The 14244-nt window shown below is 72.5% G+C and carries 12 protein-coding genes and 1 pseudogene; 9 read left to right on the top strand and 4 right to left on the bottom strand.

What is annotated here, in order from left to right; all coding sequences use genetic code 11:
* Nucleotides 1–7: 7 nt before the first annotated feature.
* The gene (locus tag OG349_RS33305; RefSeq protein ID WP_327238136.1) at nucleotides 8–643 is read right to left on the bottom strand and encodes a TetR/AcrR family transcriptional regulator; all 636 of its coding nucleotides are present in this window, start codon (nucleotides 641–643) and stop codon (nucleotides 8–10) included.
* A gap of 163 nt (nucleotides 644–806) precedes the next feature.
* Between OG349_RS33305 and OG349_RS33310 the strand changes: the two genes are divergently transcribed.
* Complete coding sequence (locus OG349_RS33310; RefSeq protein WP_327238137.1) at nucleotides 807–2414, top strand: MFS transporter; 1608 nt, start codon at nucleotides 807–809, stop codon at nucleotides 2412–2414.
* An 80-nt stretch (nucleotides 2415–2494) separates the two neighbouring features.
* Nucleotides 2495–3661, top strand: a complete 1167-nt coding sequence (locus tag OG349_RS33315; RefSeq protein ID WP_327238138.1) for an outer membrane protein assembly factor BamB family protein — start codon at nucleotides 2495–2497, stop codon at nucleotides 3659–3661.
* Between the two features lie 63 nt (nucleotides 3662–3724).
* Here the strand turns inward: OG349_RS33315 and OG349_RS33320 are convergent.
* Nucleotides 3725–4264, bottom strand: a pseudogene (locus OG349_RS33320) (MFS transporter); the annotation flags it as partial.
* Between the two features lie 474 nt (nucleotides 4265–4738).
* On the opposite strand from OG349_RS33320, the gene OG349_RS33325 reads away from it, so the two are divergent.
* From OG349_RS33325 to OG349_RS33345, 5 genes are all read left to right on the top strand, one after another.
* Nucleotides 4739–6778 (top strand): ATP-binding SpoIIE family protein phosphatase, encoded by a 2040-nt coding sequence (locus OG349_RS33325; RefSeq protein WP_327238139.1) that lies wholly within the window; start codon nucleotides 4739–4741, stop codon nucleotides 6776–6778.
* Between the two features lie 82 nt (nucleotides 6779–6860).
* Complete coding sequence (locus tag OG349_RS33330; protein ID WP_327238140.1) at nucleotides 6861–7505, top strand: helix-turn-helix transcriptional regulator; 645 nt, start codon at nucleotides 6861–6863, stop codon at nucleotides 7503–7505.
* Nucleotides 7502–8635 (top strand): pyridoxal phosphate-dependent aminotransferase, encoded by a 1134-nt coding sequence (locus OG349_RS33335; protein ID WP_327238141.1) that lies wholly within the window; start codon nucleotides 7502–7504, stop codon nucleotides 8633–8635. The genes OG349_RS33330 and OG349_RS33335 overlap by 4 nt, the downstream gene beginning before the upstream one ends.
* Before the next feature lie 112 nt (nucleotides 8636–8747).
* On the top strand, nucleotides 8748–9470 hold the full coding sequence (locus OG349_RS33340) for a DUF1775 domain-containing protein (protein ID WP_327238142.1): 723 nt from the start codon (nucleotides 8748–8750) through the stop codon (nucleotides 9468–9470).
* Nucleotides 9471–9692: 222 nt separating this feature from the next.
* Complete coding sequence (locus OG349_RS33345) at nucleotides 9693–9926, top strand: DUF5133 domain-containing protein (RefSeq protein ID WP_327238143.1); 234 nt, start codon at nucleotides 9693–9695, stop codon at nucleotides 9924–9926.
* A 57-nt stretch (nucleotides 9927–9983) separates the two neighbouring features.
* Here the strand turns inward: OG349_RS33345 and clpX are convergent, their stop codons facing one another.
* A complete protein-coding gene (clpX, locus tag OG349_RS33350; RefSeq protein WP_327238144.1) occupies nucleotides 9984–11282 on the bottom strand; it encodes an ATP-dependent Clp protease ATP-binding subunit ClpX in 1299 nt (432 codons plus the stop codon).
* A 165-nt stretch (nucleotides 11283–11447) separates the two neighbouring features.
* Here clpX and OG349_RS33355 point away from each other — a divergent pair, with 165 nt between their 5' ends.
* Nucleotides 11448–12566 carry a TetR/AcrR family transcriptional regulator gene (locus OG349_RS33355; protein WP_327238145.1) on the top strand — a complete coding sequence of 373 codons (1119 nt, stop codon included), beginning with the start codon at nucleotides 11448–11450 and terminating at the stop codon, nucleotides 12564–12566.
* 46 nt (nucleotides 12567–12612) lie between these two features.
* On the opposite strand, the gene OG349_RS33360 is transcribed toward OG349_RS33355, so the two are convergent.
* Nucleotides 12613–13221, bottom strand: a complete 609-nt coding sequence (locus tag OG349_RS33360; protein WP_327238146.1) for an NADPH-dependent FMN reductase — start codon at nucleotides 13219–13221, stop codon at nucleotides 12613–12615.
* A gap of 155 nt (nucleotides 13222–13376) precedes the next feature.
* On the opposite strand from OG349_RS33360, the gene OG349_RS33365 reads away from it, so the two are divergent.
* A complete protein-coding gene (locus tag OG349_RS33365) occupies nucleotides 13377–14231 on the top strand; it encodes a helix-turn-helix domain-containing protein (RefSeq protein ID WP_327238147.1) in 855 nt (284 codons plus the stop codon).
* Nucleotides 14232–14244: the final 13 nt, after the last annotated feature.

The raw sequence follows: 14244 nt of genomic DNA on the forward strand, positions 1-14244 counted from the left end.
TACGACGCTACTTCGCCGTACGGGCCAACAGCGCTGACAGGTCGTGCACCTCGGCCTCCGCGCGCCGCGCGGGGACGCCGGCCGCGATCAGCGTGGCCGTCGCCGTCGCCGTACCGTCGTCCTGCCAGGCCTCGGCGCCGACGCTCTCTATCAGCGACAGCGCCATGGCCTCCAGGGCCGTACTGAGAACGCGCGGTGGCACATGCGCGGGGAGCGCGCCGACGGACTGTCCCCGCTCCAGGATGCTCGTGACCCTCTCGCGTGCGGGGGAAAGCACTTCCGAGACCCGCTCGACGCCCAGATCGCGCCGGGCCAGCCCGATCAGCATCCGGTAGCGGTCACCCACCGGCCAGATGCCGAGCACGAACCTGGCCAGCGCCCGCTCGGGCGGGTCGTCCGCCGACACGGCCGCCTCCACCGCCTCACCCAGGACCCGCGACACCTCCTGGGCCACGGCCTCCAGCAGCGCGGGCCGCCCCGGGAAGTGCCCGAAGACGGTCCGGCGTACGACCCCGGTGGCCCGCGCGACCTCTTCCAGCGTCGCGTCCGGATTGCGGCTCAGTTCGACCTGGGCGACAGCCAGGATGCGTGCCCGGTTGGCACGGGCGTTGCGGCGCTGGGGCTCGGGGGCGGTCTTTGTCATGGGAGATCCAGTCTGCACATGCGTGGGCAGAGTCGCAATCTCCGGGCGGGGCCGGGACGCGGAGGGGGGTCGCGGCGGTCTGATATTTGCACACCTATGGGCAAGAAGCTAACGTGCACATCGCTGAGCAAATAAGAGCCGTCGCTCCCTGAAGGAAGCCGCCATGCCTCTTCTCGCCTCGACCCCGGTCGATCAAATGCGCTCCCCTTACTCCAAGAGGTGGTGGGCGCTCCTGGTGCTGTGCCTGAGTCTGCTGATCATCGTGATGGCCAACACCGCGCTCATCGTGGCCGCGCCCGACATGACCCGGGACCTCGGTCTGGACAGCAGCGGGTTGCAGTGGGTCATCGACGCGTACACCGTTCCCTACGCGGCGCTGATGCTGCTCCTGGGTGCGATAGGCGACAAGTACAGCCGCCGGGGCGCACTGGTGGCCGGCCTCGGCGTCTTCGCGGCGGGGGCCGTGACGGGGAGTCTGGTGGACTCCACGGGGGCCGTCATCACGGCCCGGGCCGTCATGGGTGTCGGAGCCGCCGTGATCATGCCGGCGACCCTCTCGCTGCTGGTGGCGACCTTCCCGCGTGAGGAACGGGCCCGGGCGATCACCGCCTGGACCGCCACCTCCGGTCTCGGCGTCGCCCTCGGGCCGCTCATCGCCGGGTGGCTGCTGGAGGACCACGCGTGGGGCTCGACGTTCCTCATCAACGTGCCGATCGCGCTGGCGGCGATCGTGGGTGCGTTCGTGCTGGTCCCGCCGTCCCGCGCCCGCGCCATGGGCCGGATCGACGTGGTCGGCGGCCTGTTGTCCGTCGTCGCCGTCGGAGCGCTGGTGTACGCCATCATCGAGGGTCCGCACTTCGGATGGGGTACGGGTCCGGTCGCCGCGGCCGTCGTCGCCGTTCTCGCGATCATCGGCTTCGTCGTCCGGGAACTGCGCCATCCGCACCCGGTGCTCGACGTACGCAAGTTCCGGGACCGCGCGTTCAGCGGATCGACGATCGCCGTCCTGATGTTCTTCCTGGGCACGTTCGGCGCGCTCTACTACATGACCCAGCACCTCCAGTTCGTCCTGGGCTACAGCCCCCTCGAAACCGGCGTCCGCATGCTCCCGCTCGCCGCGGGCGTGTGTGTCGCCGCAGCGGTGACCGGGCGCCTGACGCCGCTGCTCGGCATGCGGACGACGGTGGTCACGGGCATGGCCCTCGGCACGGTCGCCGTCCTGCTGCTGACCCGTATCGACGCGGGCTCCACGTACAGCGACTTCCTCGTCCCGTTCATCCTGCTCGGCTTCGCCGTCGGACTGAGCGTCGCGCCCTGCACCGACACCATCATGGGCTCGTTCCCCGAGGACCAACTGGGCGTGGGCGGAGGCGTCAACGACACCGCCCTCGAACTGGGCGGTTCGCTGGGCATCGCCATCCTCGGCTCCCTGCTGGCGACTTCGTACCGCGACAACCTGACGGAGGCCGTGGGCAAGGCACTTCCCCCGGAGCCGCTCGACGTCGCGCGCGACTCCATCGGCGGAGCCCTCGCCGTGGCCGGGGAACTGGCCCGCAACCCCCAGGCGACCCCGACCCCGGCCCAGGCCCAGGGCCTCGTCTCGGCGGCCCACACCGCGTTCTCCGACGCCATCGCCACCACCAGCCTGGTCGGCGGCATCATCATGGCAGCGGGCACGATGATCGTCCTGGCCCTCCTCCCGAGCCGCAAGCACACCCGAACACGCGACGCGGCGCCCGGGGCCGACAGCGCCAGGACACCGGTGGCGTAGCCCGGACCCGGCCTGGAACCCGCCCGGTCGGGCGGCGGCGGTACTGTGCCGGGCAGGCGAGCGGGGCGGGGGTACGGGGTATGGGCGGAACGAGGGTGCGGCAAGTCGCCTGCCGACTGGCGGGGGTGGTGCTGCTCGTGTTCGCCGCCGGTTGTGGCGGGGCGTCAGGGGCCCCCGAGCCAGGGGCGCGGGCCGGATGGCGGACCTGGGCCGCCGGGTTCACCGGTCCGGCGCCTTCGGGCACGTGCCTGCCCACCGAGCGGTTGTTGCTGTGTCCCGTGGCACCGGCCGGCTTCGTGGCCCACTCCGCCTCCACCGGTGAGGCCGTGTGGAGTGTGGGTGCGGACAGGGCGAAGGGCAGGAACGCCGGGGCCGCCGCGGACGGGGATCGTGCCGTCTCCGCCGGCGGACGTACTCTCCGGGCCGTCGATCTGACCGCCGGCCGCGTCGCGTGGACCAAGGTGCTCCCCGCAGGACGTACCTTCGGCCCGCCGGCCACGGCCGACGGCGTCGTCTACGCGGCCACGTACGGCGCGACCGCCGCCGAGCCCCAGACGCTGTTCGCGTACCGCGCCTCCGACGGAACCCCCCTCTGGCAGCGGGACACCACCGAAACCGCGCCGTTCGCGCGGGGCGGGCGGGTCCTCACCGTCGAGTCCGGCGCCCGCGCCGTCGCACGGGACGGGCGGACCGGCGAGGTGGTCGCCACGTCCGATCCCGCCCACCCCTGCCCGTCCCTGATCGCCGCGCCGGGCTATCTGGTCTGTACGGAGAGCGGCTCCGCGGCCGGCGACACCTTCCCGCCCGTCGTACGGGTCGACCCCGCGACGCTCAGGTTCGTCAGGACGCTCTGGCGGCCGGGGGACAAACCGTACGGCGGGGTGATCTCCCCGGACGGCGTCCTGGTGCTGCGTACGGTCAACGCCGAGGACGCGTCGAGCGGTGGCTGGACCGCCCTGGACCTCAGGACCGGCAAGACCCTGTGGACGACCACCGGCCCCGAGGACGGCGGAACGAACGACGACGTCGTCCTCGCCGGATCCCGGGCCGTGTGGATCTCCGGGGGACGGCTGGTCTCCGTCGACCCGCGCACGGGCCCGTACGCCACCGGCGTCGGCGCACCACGCCGCTCGCGGGTGTACGCGGAGGCCTCGGACGGCAGATCCCCGCGGCTCACGGCCTACGGCACCCACCTCGTCCTCCAGCCGGGAACGCGCCCCGCCCTCCGCTCGGTCACGGCTCCCTAGCGCGGGGCCGAACGCCATCCCGGAGGCGGAGGCCACCGTGCAGAGGCCGGTGTAGGTGCCCAGGACCCGGCTGTCGGGGGCCAGGCTCCAGAGCGCGACCAGCGCGTTGACCGCGAACACGGCGTAGCCGATCGAAGCCACGGCCATCGCGACCACCGTGACGCCCGGTGTGGGGAAGGGGACCCCGGCCAGCAGTCCGACGACGAACAGGCCGACGCCGTACCGGATCGCCCGGATCTGGCCCAGCCGGCCGGAGACGTACGCGAGCGGGACGACGGCGCAGAGAAAGGCGACCGCGCCGGGCAGCGCCAGCGCCCCTGCCTCGCCGCGCGACAGCCCCAGGACCTCGGTGCCGTACGGGGTGAGCAGGGAACGCGGGGCCGACCACATCCCGGCGAAGCAGAAGATGCCGGTCATCAGGAGCGCCCTGGCGCCGGTGGGGGCGCGGACCAGGTCCTTGACGACGGCCCACGGGGAGGGAATCTCCCCGCCCGTCGTGGCCGGCCGGGCGGGGAGAGGCGGGATTCCGGCCGGGTCGGGCAGGACGGCCGTGGCGTGGTGGCGGCCGGGGAACGTCCAGGACAGGCCGAGCATGACCAGCATCAGGAGCGGGGGGATCGCGGAGGACCGGCAGGCTGCCCGCCCGGGGGATGAGCGCGAACGGTACGCTGGCGAGCGACGCGCCCACGAGGATGATCGGCCACCGGCCGCGCCGTCCTCGCGCGTGACGGTCGGAGAGGTGGCCCGTCCACGGCTGGACGAAGACGCCCAGGACGTTGTCCAGGCCCATGAACAGGCCCACCAGACCGGCGGAGGTCAGGTAGTGGCGCAGCTGGGTGGGGACCTGGGCGTCGGAGAAGTTCCACACCGACTCCTGGGCAACCACCGCGAGGGTGACCCACAGGACCGTACCGCCGCGCATCCTGCCGGGGGCGGAAAGCGGCGCGGGGGCCGTGGGAGTGACAACGCCGGAGGAGGGTTCCGGCTTGCGTCGGCATCGCCGCGTTTGTCCGTTCGCGTTACCGTTGATCAAGGGCATGACGGCACCACGTGTCCCGCCCCGGGAGGTGGGTCTGGGTGTCTTCCGTTCGCCACGGCGGCAAGATCGGCGTTTTTGTCGTACTGCTCATCTTTGTGGTCCTGCTGACGCTCGCGCAGGTCCCGACCTCGCACCACGGCGTGATCAGGCTGGGCGGATTCTCCGTCCTGGCCCCGCTCGTGGCGAGCGCGCTGCTCTCGTTCCGGCAGACGCTCATCATCTGCGGCGTGACCTTGGCGGGAATCTCCGTCGTCTACGGAGGTGTGGTCGACCATCTGCCCACCGTCCAGCGGGTCGTGACCATCACCCTGGTGGCCGCGGCGACCTCGGTCAGCATTCTCGTGTCCCGCATCCGGCTGGACCGGGAGGAGCGCATCAGGCGGCTCATGTTCGCCCGGGACCGGCTGACGCTGCTCACCGACGCGGGTGTACGGGTCGGCTCGACGCTCGACACCGCCCGTACGGCCCAGGAACTGGCCGACGTGGCCGTCCCCCGGTTCGCCGATCTCGCCGTGGTCGACCTCTTCGACACGGTGCTGCACGGCGACGAACCGCCCCCCTTGCCCGAGTCCGGACCGATCACGCTCCGCCGGGTGGCCCGCAGCTCGGTGGGCGACCCGGACCCGGAGACGGCGTGGGAGCCCGGCGAGCTGAACGCGTACCCGCCCGACTCGGTGCCGGGACGCTCCCTCGCGCTCGGCCGGCCGACCCGGGCCGGGATCGACAGCAGGAGCGACGCGGCCGGCTGGCTCGGTACGACGAGCGGGCCGCGGCCGGGGGCGCGGGCCCTGGGCCACCGCCCTCCCTCCGGCATCGCCGTACCCCTGCGGGCGCGGGGGGTCACCCTGGGCGTGGCGGTGTTCGTACGGGACGCGCGCCCGGATCCGTTCGACGACGACGACCTGATCCTGGCCGAGGAGATCGGCGCGCGGGCGGCGGTGTGTGTGGACAACGCCCGCCGCTACAGCCGCGAGCACCGGACCTCGCTCAAGCTCCAGCAGAGCCTGCTGCCGAAGCGGCTGCCCGAGCTGGCCGCCGTGGAGACCGCGACCCGCTATCTGCCCGCCGGCTCGGTGTCGGAGATGGGCGGCGACTGGTTCGACGTCATCCGGCTCTCCGGCTCCCGCGTCGGGCTCGTGGTGGGAGACGTCCTGGGACACGGCCTCCAGGCCTCCGCCACCATGGGCCGCCTGCGGTCAGCGGTACGGACCCTCGCCGACATGGACCTGGCCCCCGACGAGCTCCTCACCCATCTGGACGATGTCCTCGGGCCGCTGCGGGCCGAGTCCGACGAGGGCGACACGGCCGGTGCGACCGGCGCGACCTGCCTGTACGCGATCTACGACCCGGTCTCCCTCACCTGCACCCTCGCCCGCGCCGGACACCCGGCTCCCGTGCTGGTGCTCCCCGACGGCAGCGCCGACTTCGTCGACATCCCCGAGGGGCCACCGCTGGGTACGGGAGGGCTCCCGTTCGAGGCGACCGAGCTGCGGATTCCTGAGAACAGCCTGCTCGCGCTCTACACCAACGGCCTCCTGTCGGCGCCCCGGAAGGACGACGGCCGCAACCCGCAGGACGCCCTCAGGTCCGCCCTCGCGCACCCGCACGCCTCGCTCGACGCCACCTGCGAAGCCGTACTCAAGGCGATGCTGGACGGGGGCCCCGCGGACGACATCGCGCTCCTCCTGGCCCGTACCCACGCCCTGGACGCCGCCCAGGTCGCCACCTGGGAGGTGTCGGCCGATCCCCGGGCCGTCGGCAGTGCCCGGGAGTTCGCCGTCGGCCGCCTGGAGGCCTGGGGGCTGACGGACGCGATCTTCACGCTCGAACTTGTCGTCAGCGAACTGGTCACCAACGCCATCCGGTACGGGAACGGGCCCATCCAGCTCCGGCTGATCCGGGAGGACACGCTGATCTGCGAGGTGTCCGACCGCAGCAGCATCTCCCCGCACCTGCGCCGGGCCCGCGGCGACGAGGAGAACGGCCGGGGCCTGTTCATCATCGCCCAGCTGACGGAGCGCTGGGGCACGCGCTACACGCGGGCGGGCAAGACGATCTGGGCCGAGATCCCGCTCTGAACCGGCCGGCCGCAGCGCCGGATCCCGTACGCCGGACCTCGCGCCTGGACATTCTGTCCGAGCTGGAATTACAGTCCAGTCCATGGATGTGGTGGTGGGCGAGAACGACCCCCGGGTACGCATATGGTCACCGGTGTGCCACGCGGTGGCCCTGCTCCTCGGCCCCTACGCCGAGGTGGTGCTGCACGACGTCCGGGAGGACACGGTCCTGGGCGTCTGGAACCCGATGACGGACCGGGGCCCCGGAAGCCCCTCGCTGCTCGGGGAGCTGGACCGGCTCGACCCGTCCGCCCGCGACGTGTTCGGACCGTACGAGAAACTGCTGGCCGACGGGCGGCGCCTGTCCTCGGTCAGCGCGGTCCTGCGGGATACGGACGGCGAGCCGTCGGCCGTGCTCTGCGTCAACCTCGACCGCACCCCCCTGGAGCAGGCCGCCGCCCTCCTCGCCGGATTCGCCTCCCCCGTGACGCCGCGCCCCGAGCCCCTCTTCGAACAGGACTGGACCGAACGCCTCCGGCACACCGTCGGTACGTTCGTCCGCACCCGTGGCCGTCCCGTCGACCGGCTCAGCCGCGAGGACCGCCTCGCCCTGGTCGGCGCACTCGACGGGGACGGGATCTTCGCGGTACGCCGTGCCGTCCCCGCCGTCGCGGACACCCTCAGGACCTCACGTTCCACCGTCTACTCCCTGCTCGCCGAGCACCGAGCGCAGAGGACCCGCCCATGACCCGGCTGCCCGACTTCCGGCTCGAAACGTACTTCTCCCGCTGGGAGTTCACCGCCCGTCACCACCTGACCGCCTCCGACGCGCAGACCATGCCGATGGGCGAACTGCTCGGCCTGGCCGACGACGAGGACCGGCACGCCTGGGACACACTGTCCCTCGGCTACACGGAGACCTTCGGCGATCCGGGCCTGCGCCGGGCGATCGCGGCGACGTACACCCACGCGGACGCCGACGACGTGATCTGCTTCGCCGGTGCGGAGGAGGGCCTTTACCTCGCCATGCACGCGCTGCTGGGCCCCGGCGACCACGCCGTGGTCGTCACGCCGAACTACCAGGCCGCCGAGACCGTACCGCTGTCGCTCTGCGAGGTCACCGGGGTGGCCCTGGACCCCGCGCGGGACTGGGCCCTGGACCTGGACCGGGTGGCGGCGGCGATCCGGCCCCACACCCGGGTCGTCTCCGTCAACTTCCCGAACAACCCCACCGGGAAGGTCGTCGACCCGGCCGGCTTCGCCCGGCTCGCGGCGCTCTGCGACGAACGGGGGATCCACCTGTTCAGCGACGAGGTCTACCGGGGCCTGGAGCGCGACGAGTCCCGCAGGCTGCCGCAGGCGGCGGACCTCTCGGAGCGCGCCCTGTCCCTCAACGTCACCTCGAAGTCCCTCGGCCTGCCCGGACTGCGGATCGGCTGGATCGTCTGCCGCGACCGGGAGTTGCGCTCCCGCCTGGAGCGGGCCAAGCACTACACCACCATCTGCAACTCCGCCCCCGCCGAGATCCTCGCCCGGATCGCGATCAAGGCGAGGGCCCCCATCCTGGCCCGCAACCGCGCCGTCATCGACGCCAATCTGCCGTTGTTCGAGGCGTTCTTCGGCGAGTTCCCGGACCTGTTCGAGTGGCGGGCCCCCGACGGCGGCTGTGTGGCCTACCCCCGCTACCGGGGAGCGGACGGGGTCGAGGAGTTCTGCACCCGCCTCGTCCAGGAGGCCGGGGTCCTGCTGCTGCCCGCGAGCATCTACCGCTCCGAACTCACCGCCACCCCGGCCGACCGGTTCCGCGTCGGCGTCGGCCGAGCCGACCCCGGACCGGCGCTGGACGCCTTCTCGGCCTGGCTGCGGAAGCGCCGCTGAGCTTCCCGATCTGTGCCGACAGATCGTTGACCAAGGTCTACGACTCCGGCTCGTCCCCCGGTACGTTGGGCTCCGCCCGCCCCACCGGCCCACACCACCAGGGGAGTTGCCCGTGTCCCGCATCAACCGGCCACGCACCGGCCGCCGTTCGTACGCGGCCACCGTGGTCGCCGCCGTCACCCTCGCGGCCTCGATCGCCCTCTCCACTCCCGCGTCGGCCCATGTACAGGTCGAAGCGGCGGGTGCTCGCGCCCTCGACAAGAACGTCTCCCTGCGCTTCACCGCGGCGACCGAGTCCGACACGGCGGGGATCACCGCGCTGGAGGTGATCCTGCCCGACGGGATCGTCCCGGCCGACATCACCTACGCCGGAGGTCCCGAGGGCTGGAAACTCACCCCCACGGCCGGCGGTTACACCGTCTCCGGCCCCGAGATGGCGGTGGGCCAGCCCGCCGCCTACGCGGTGACCGTACGGCAGCTGCCGTACCTCAAGTCCCTGGCCTTCAAGACGCTCCAGACGTACGGCGACGGCCGCGTGGACCGGTGGGTCGAGCCGGCCAAGCCCTCGGGCGCGCACGACGCCAAACACGGCAAGCCCGCACCGGTCCTGGTGCTGGCGCCCGCCGCGCCCGGCGCGAAGCCGGCCGCCGGGGCGACCGCGTCCGCCGATGCCGTACCCGGGGAGATACCGGGGGCGTCGTCGCGCGCCGGGGCGTCCGAGGAGACGAGCGGCGGCGCGAACCCGGCGCTGATCATCGGCTTCGTGGTGGTCGTGGTGGCGCTGGTCGGCGGCACATGGTGGTTCAGGCGCCGCGGGGGAGCGAGCAGGGCCTGACGGAGGGCGCACCTGACGAAGGGGCGTGCCTGACGGGGCGGCGCACGTGACGGAGGAGGCCTGTCGATCCGTCAGACCGACCGGTATGGGCGCAATAAGTGATTCGTTTCACAGAGGCATCCGGACCCGCGCACGCATGGCACGGCGTGCCGCGGGCATGCGCCCCCCAGCCCCTGGGTGGACCCCTACCGCCGCCGAGGCCCGACGAAGTGGAGAGTTACCGTGCTGATGGCTCACCCCGCGATACTCCGGAACCTGGTGGAGCGGTACGAGGAACTCCAGGTCGCCGGCACAGCGAAGGACTCCCTGGAGAACCGGCGGCGGCTGGAGGACGTCACCTACACCCTGTGCGTCTCCACCGGGACGCGGACGATCGAGGACGCGCTCAGAGTCGCGGAGGAGCAGCTGGCCGCGGCCCTGGACCCGGCCGAGACGGACGTACGGCTCTCCGCCTGAGGCGGGCGGGAGCGGGGACCCGGCCGGGGCGCGGGCGCCGGCCCGTGACCCGGCCGGTCAGGCCGACTTCTCGTGGTGTCCGCGGTCGCCGTCCGGCCTCTCGCGCGGTACCAGCGTCGGATTGACGTTGCCGAGGACGGTCTCCCGGCTGACCACCACCCGGGCCACGTCGTCCCGGCTGGGCACCTCGTACATCACGTTGAGCAGGACCTCTTCGAGGATCGCGCGGGCGGCCCTGGCGCCGGTACGGCGCAGGAGCGCCTGCTCGGCGATCGCGGCGACGGCCCCCTCGGTGAACTCCAACTCCACCCCGTCCAGGGCGAAGAGCTTCTGGTACTGCCGGATGAGCGCGTTGCGCGGCTCGGTCAGGATCCGGGTCAACGCGGGCTGGTCCAGCGGCTGTACGGTCGTCACCACCGGCAACCGCCCCACGAACTCGGGGATCAGGCCGAACTTCAGCAGATCCTCGGGCATCACGTCCGCGAAGGCGTCCTCCCCCTCGCGCTCCTCCCGGGTGCGGACCGAGCCGCCGAACCCGATGCCCCGGTGGGCGGCGCGCTGCTCGATGATCCGCTCCAGGCCGGAGAACGCGCCGCCCACGATGAACAGCACACTCCCCGTGTCGATCTGGATGAACTCCTGGTGCGGGTGCTTGCGTCCGCCCTGCGGCGGCACGCTGGCGGTCGTGCCCTCCAGGATCTTCAGCAGGGCCTGCTGGACGCCTTCGCCCGACACGTCACGGGTGATCGACGGGTTCTCGCTCTTGCGGGTGATCTTGTCGATCTCGTCGATGTAGACGATGCCCGTCTCGGCCTTCTCCACGTCGAAGTCGGCGGCCTGGAGGAGCTTGAGCAGGATCGTCTCGACGTCCTCCCCGACATAGCCGGCCTCCGTGAGGGCCGTCGCGTCGGCGATCACGAACGGGACGTCGAGCATGCGCGCGAGGGTCTGGACCAGGTACGTCTTGCCGCAGCCCGTGGGGCCGATCAGCAGGATGTTGGACTTGCCGAGTTCGACGGGCTCGTCCCCGGCCGTGTCCCGGGCCTCCGCGCCGGCCCTCGGCCGGATGCGCTTGTAATGGTTGTAGACCGCGACGGCGAGCGCCTTCTTGGCGCCCTCCTGCCCGATGACGTACTCCTCCAGGAAGGCGTGGATCTCGCGCGGCTTCGGCGACTCCCACGGACCGGTGGAGGCGACCTGGTCGCGCTCCTCCTCGATCAGCTCGTTGCAGAGCCCCACACACTCGTCGCAGATGCACAGCGGGCTCGGACCCGCGATCAGCTTTCTGACCTGCTTCTGGTTCTTCCCGCAGAACGTGCATTTCAGCAGGTCGCCGCTGTCCCCGATGGGTGCCACTGCGAAACGTCTCCTCACCGGACCTACGGAACCGGACGCGCGAAACCGGACATTCACATGGTGAGATCACATGACGTCACCATCTGAATGGCCACGGTATCTTGATGCCGAACGGACGGCAACGCCGTGCCAATCGCGCCGGTACGGCCGGGATGAGAGAGGGCGATGAGTCGGCTCAGCAGGGTGGAGCTGCGGGAGCGCAATCGCGCCAGGGTACTCGCCGCGGCCGGGGACGAATTCGCCGAACGCGGCTTCCGTGACGCCAAGGTGGACGGGATCGCGGAGCGCGCCGGCCTCACCCGGGGCGCCGTCTACTCCAACTTCCCCGGTAAACGGGCCCTTTACTTCGAGGTGCTGGCGGACCTCGCCGAGCACGCCCCTGACCCGCCCGCCCCGGACAGGGGAGCCGGAGCGGGCGGCGGTACGGGTACGTCCCCGCCGACCGCCCGTGAGGCGCTGGGCGCCTTCGCCCGCGCCTGGCTCGCCCGGCTGCCGCTCGCGGACACGGACGAGAAGCACGGCGCGGCCCGGCTCGGCATGGACGTCCTGCCCGAGGTGCTCGCCGAGGAGTGGATCCGGCGGCCGTTCGCCCAGCTCATGAAGTTGGACGCGATACTCCTCGGGCTCGCCCTGGAGCGGCTGGGACCGCCCGGCGCGCCGCCCGGCAGCCGGGTGCGCGTCGCCGAGGCCGTCCTCACCGCCCTGCACGGCGCGAGCCAACTGGCCGCCGCGGCGCCGGGGTTCATCGAACCGTTCAACGTCGTCAGCGCCTGCGAGCAGCTCGCCGGGCTCGACCTGGGCGGCTGGTGGCCGCCCTCGCACGTCCTCACCCCGGCGCTCCCGGCCGACCAGCCGTGGGCCCCGCCGCGCACCCTGGACGCCGTACGCCGCGAGCCCGCCCGCCTCGCGGGCGACGGTGTGCTGGCCATCCTCGGACTGCACCGGCTCGAAGCCGTCGAGGAAGCGGTACGGGCCGCTCCCGCCGGCGCCGAGGTCACCGCCGTCCTGGTCACCGGCGACCCCGACGAGCTGGCCCCCCTGGCCCGGCTCGCCGTGGCCGACCTGTGCGGCCCGCTGCGCCACGCCTTCCCGGCGTCCGCCTGGCCCCGGCTCCAGGTGGTGGTCGACACGTCCGGCGCGGTCGCCTCGGCGGCGGGCATCTCGTCCGTCAGTGACGCGACGGAGGCCGCCGTCCGCGTCGAGGCGAGCCGGATCGTCGCCCGCGCCGAGGGCCGTGGCGCGTGCCACGCGGTCGCGTCGGCGGGCGTGGCGCCGATGCCTTGAAGGGCGCCCGTCCCGTCATTCCCGTCGGGCCCGTACGGCGTTCCGCTCAGGCCCGCCCGGTGGTGAACGGACGGTCGCGGCGCGCCTCGTGCAGGACCGAGCCCCACCAGTGGAGCTGGTCGAGGAGGATCGTGGCGGCCAGGGCGGGGCCTTCGGGCTCCTTGAGCCTGCCGTCGGGGCCGAAGAGCTCGAAGTAGCGCGGGAAGGACACGTAGTCGCGGACGGTGTGGGCGTGCAACTCGTTGAAGACCTGGCGCAGTTGCTCGATCGCCAGCAGTCCGCCGCTCGCCCCGCTGTAGCCGACAAAACCGATCGGCTTCGCCTGCCACTGCGTGTAGTGCCAGTCGATCGCCGCTTTCAGCGAGGCGGGGAAACTGCGGTTGTAGTCCGGCGTGACGACCACGACGGCGTCCGCCTCGCCCAGCTCCCGGGTCAGCTCCTCCATACCGGCGGGACGGACCGGCTCCGGCTCGCGCGCGGGCGAGACGGGCGGCAGTTCGAGCGTCAGCGGGACGTCCGCCAGATCGACCGGCCGTACGGTGAACCGCCCGTGCAGCGCCGCCTGTTCGAGGAACCAGTCCGTCACCACGGGACCGAACCGGCCCTCCCTGACACTGCCGGTGATCACGGCGAGACGGAGATTCTCCTGGGGCATGGCTGTGCTCCTCGTCGAAAGGCTCGAAGGGACTGAAGAACGGGCTCCGTTCCTCCCCTTCACCCTGCGGGCCCCGGCGGGAGCGAGGAAGGCCGGGCGGAGAGTGGTAGGGAGAGGGCCACGCTCCGGACGGCCCGTGCTGTTACGTTCGAAGGGTGAGCGACAACGAGCTGGGCCTGTTCCTCCGCAGCCGCCGTGAAGGGATCACACCCGGCGAGGCGGGGCTCCCGGCCGGCACCCGCCGGCGCACACCGGGCCTGCGCAGGGCCGAACTGGCCACGCTCGCCGGGGTCAGCGTCGAGTACGTGACCCGCCTGGAACAGGGACGCGACCGCAGGCCGTCCGCGCAGGTCCTCGCGGCGCTCGCCGCCGTTTTGCACCTGTCCACGAGCGAGCGCGTCCACCTGCACCGCCTCAGCAAGGGCGCGGAGGGCGGCTTCACCTGCATGGGCGGCGCCTCGCCCGTCCGTACCGTACGGCCCACCGTGCGCGCCCTGCTCGGCACCCTCGAACCCGCCCCCGCCGTGCTCCTCAACCGGCTGAGCGACATCGTGGCCCGCACGGCGGCGTACGAACGGCTGGCGGGCCCCGCCGGACTGCTCGACGGCGACCCCGCCAACCTCGCCCGCTTCGTCTTCGCCGACGAGCGGGCCCGTACCGTCTACCCGGACTGGGCCCTGGTCGCCGACGAACAGGTCGCCGCGCTCAAACAGGGCCCGTTCCGCGCCGATCCCCATGTGGCCGCTCTCGCCGACGAGTTGACGGTCACGGCGGGCGCGGCCTTCGGCGGTCGGGTGGACACCGTCCCCGGCCTGCCGAGGAGCAACGGCGTCACCCGGCTCGTCCACCCCGAGGCCGGTGAACTGCGGCTGGCGTACGAGATCCTCGAACTCGCCGCCGACGACGACCAGCGCCTCGTCGTCCACCTGCCCGCCGACGAGGCCACGGCCGCCGCGCTCGACCGGCTCACCGGGCGCCGCCCCGGCGCGCTGCGCGCGGTGAGCGGCTGATCTCGCCGGCTGA

The organism is Streptomyces sp. NBC_01317, assembly GCF_035961655.1.
Lineage (GTDB): Bacteria > Actinomycetota > Actinomycetes > Streptomycetales > Streptomycetaceae > Streptomyces.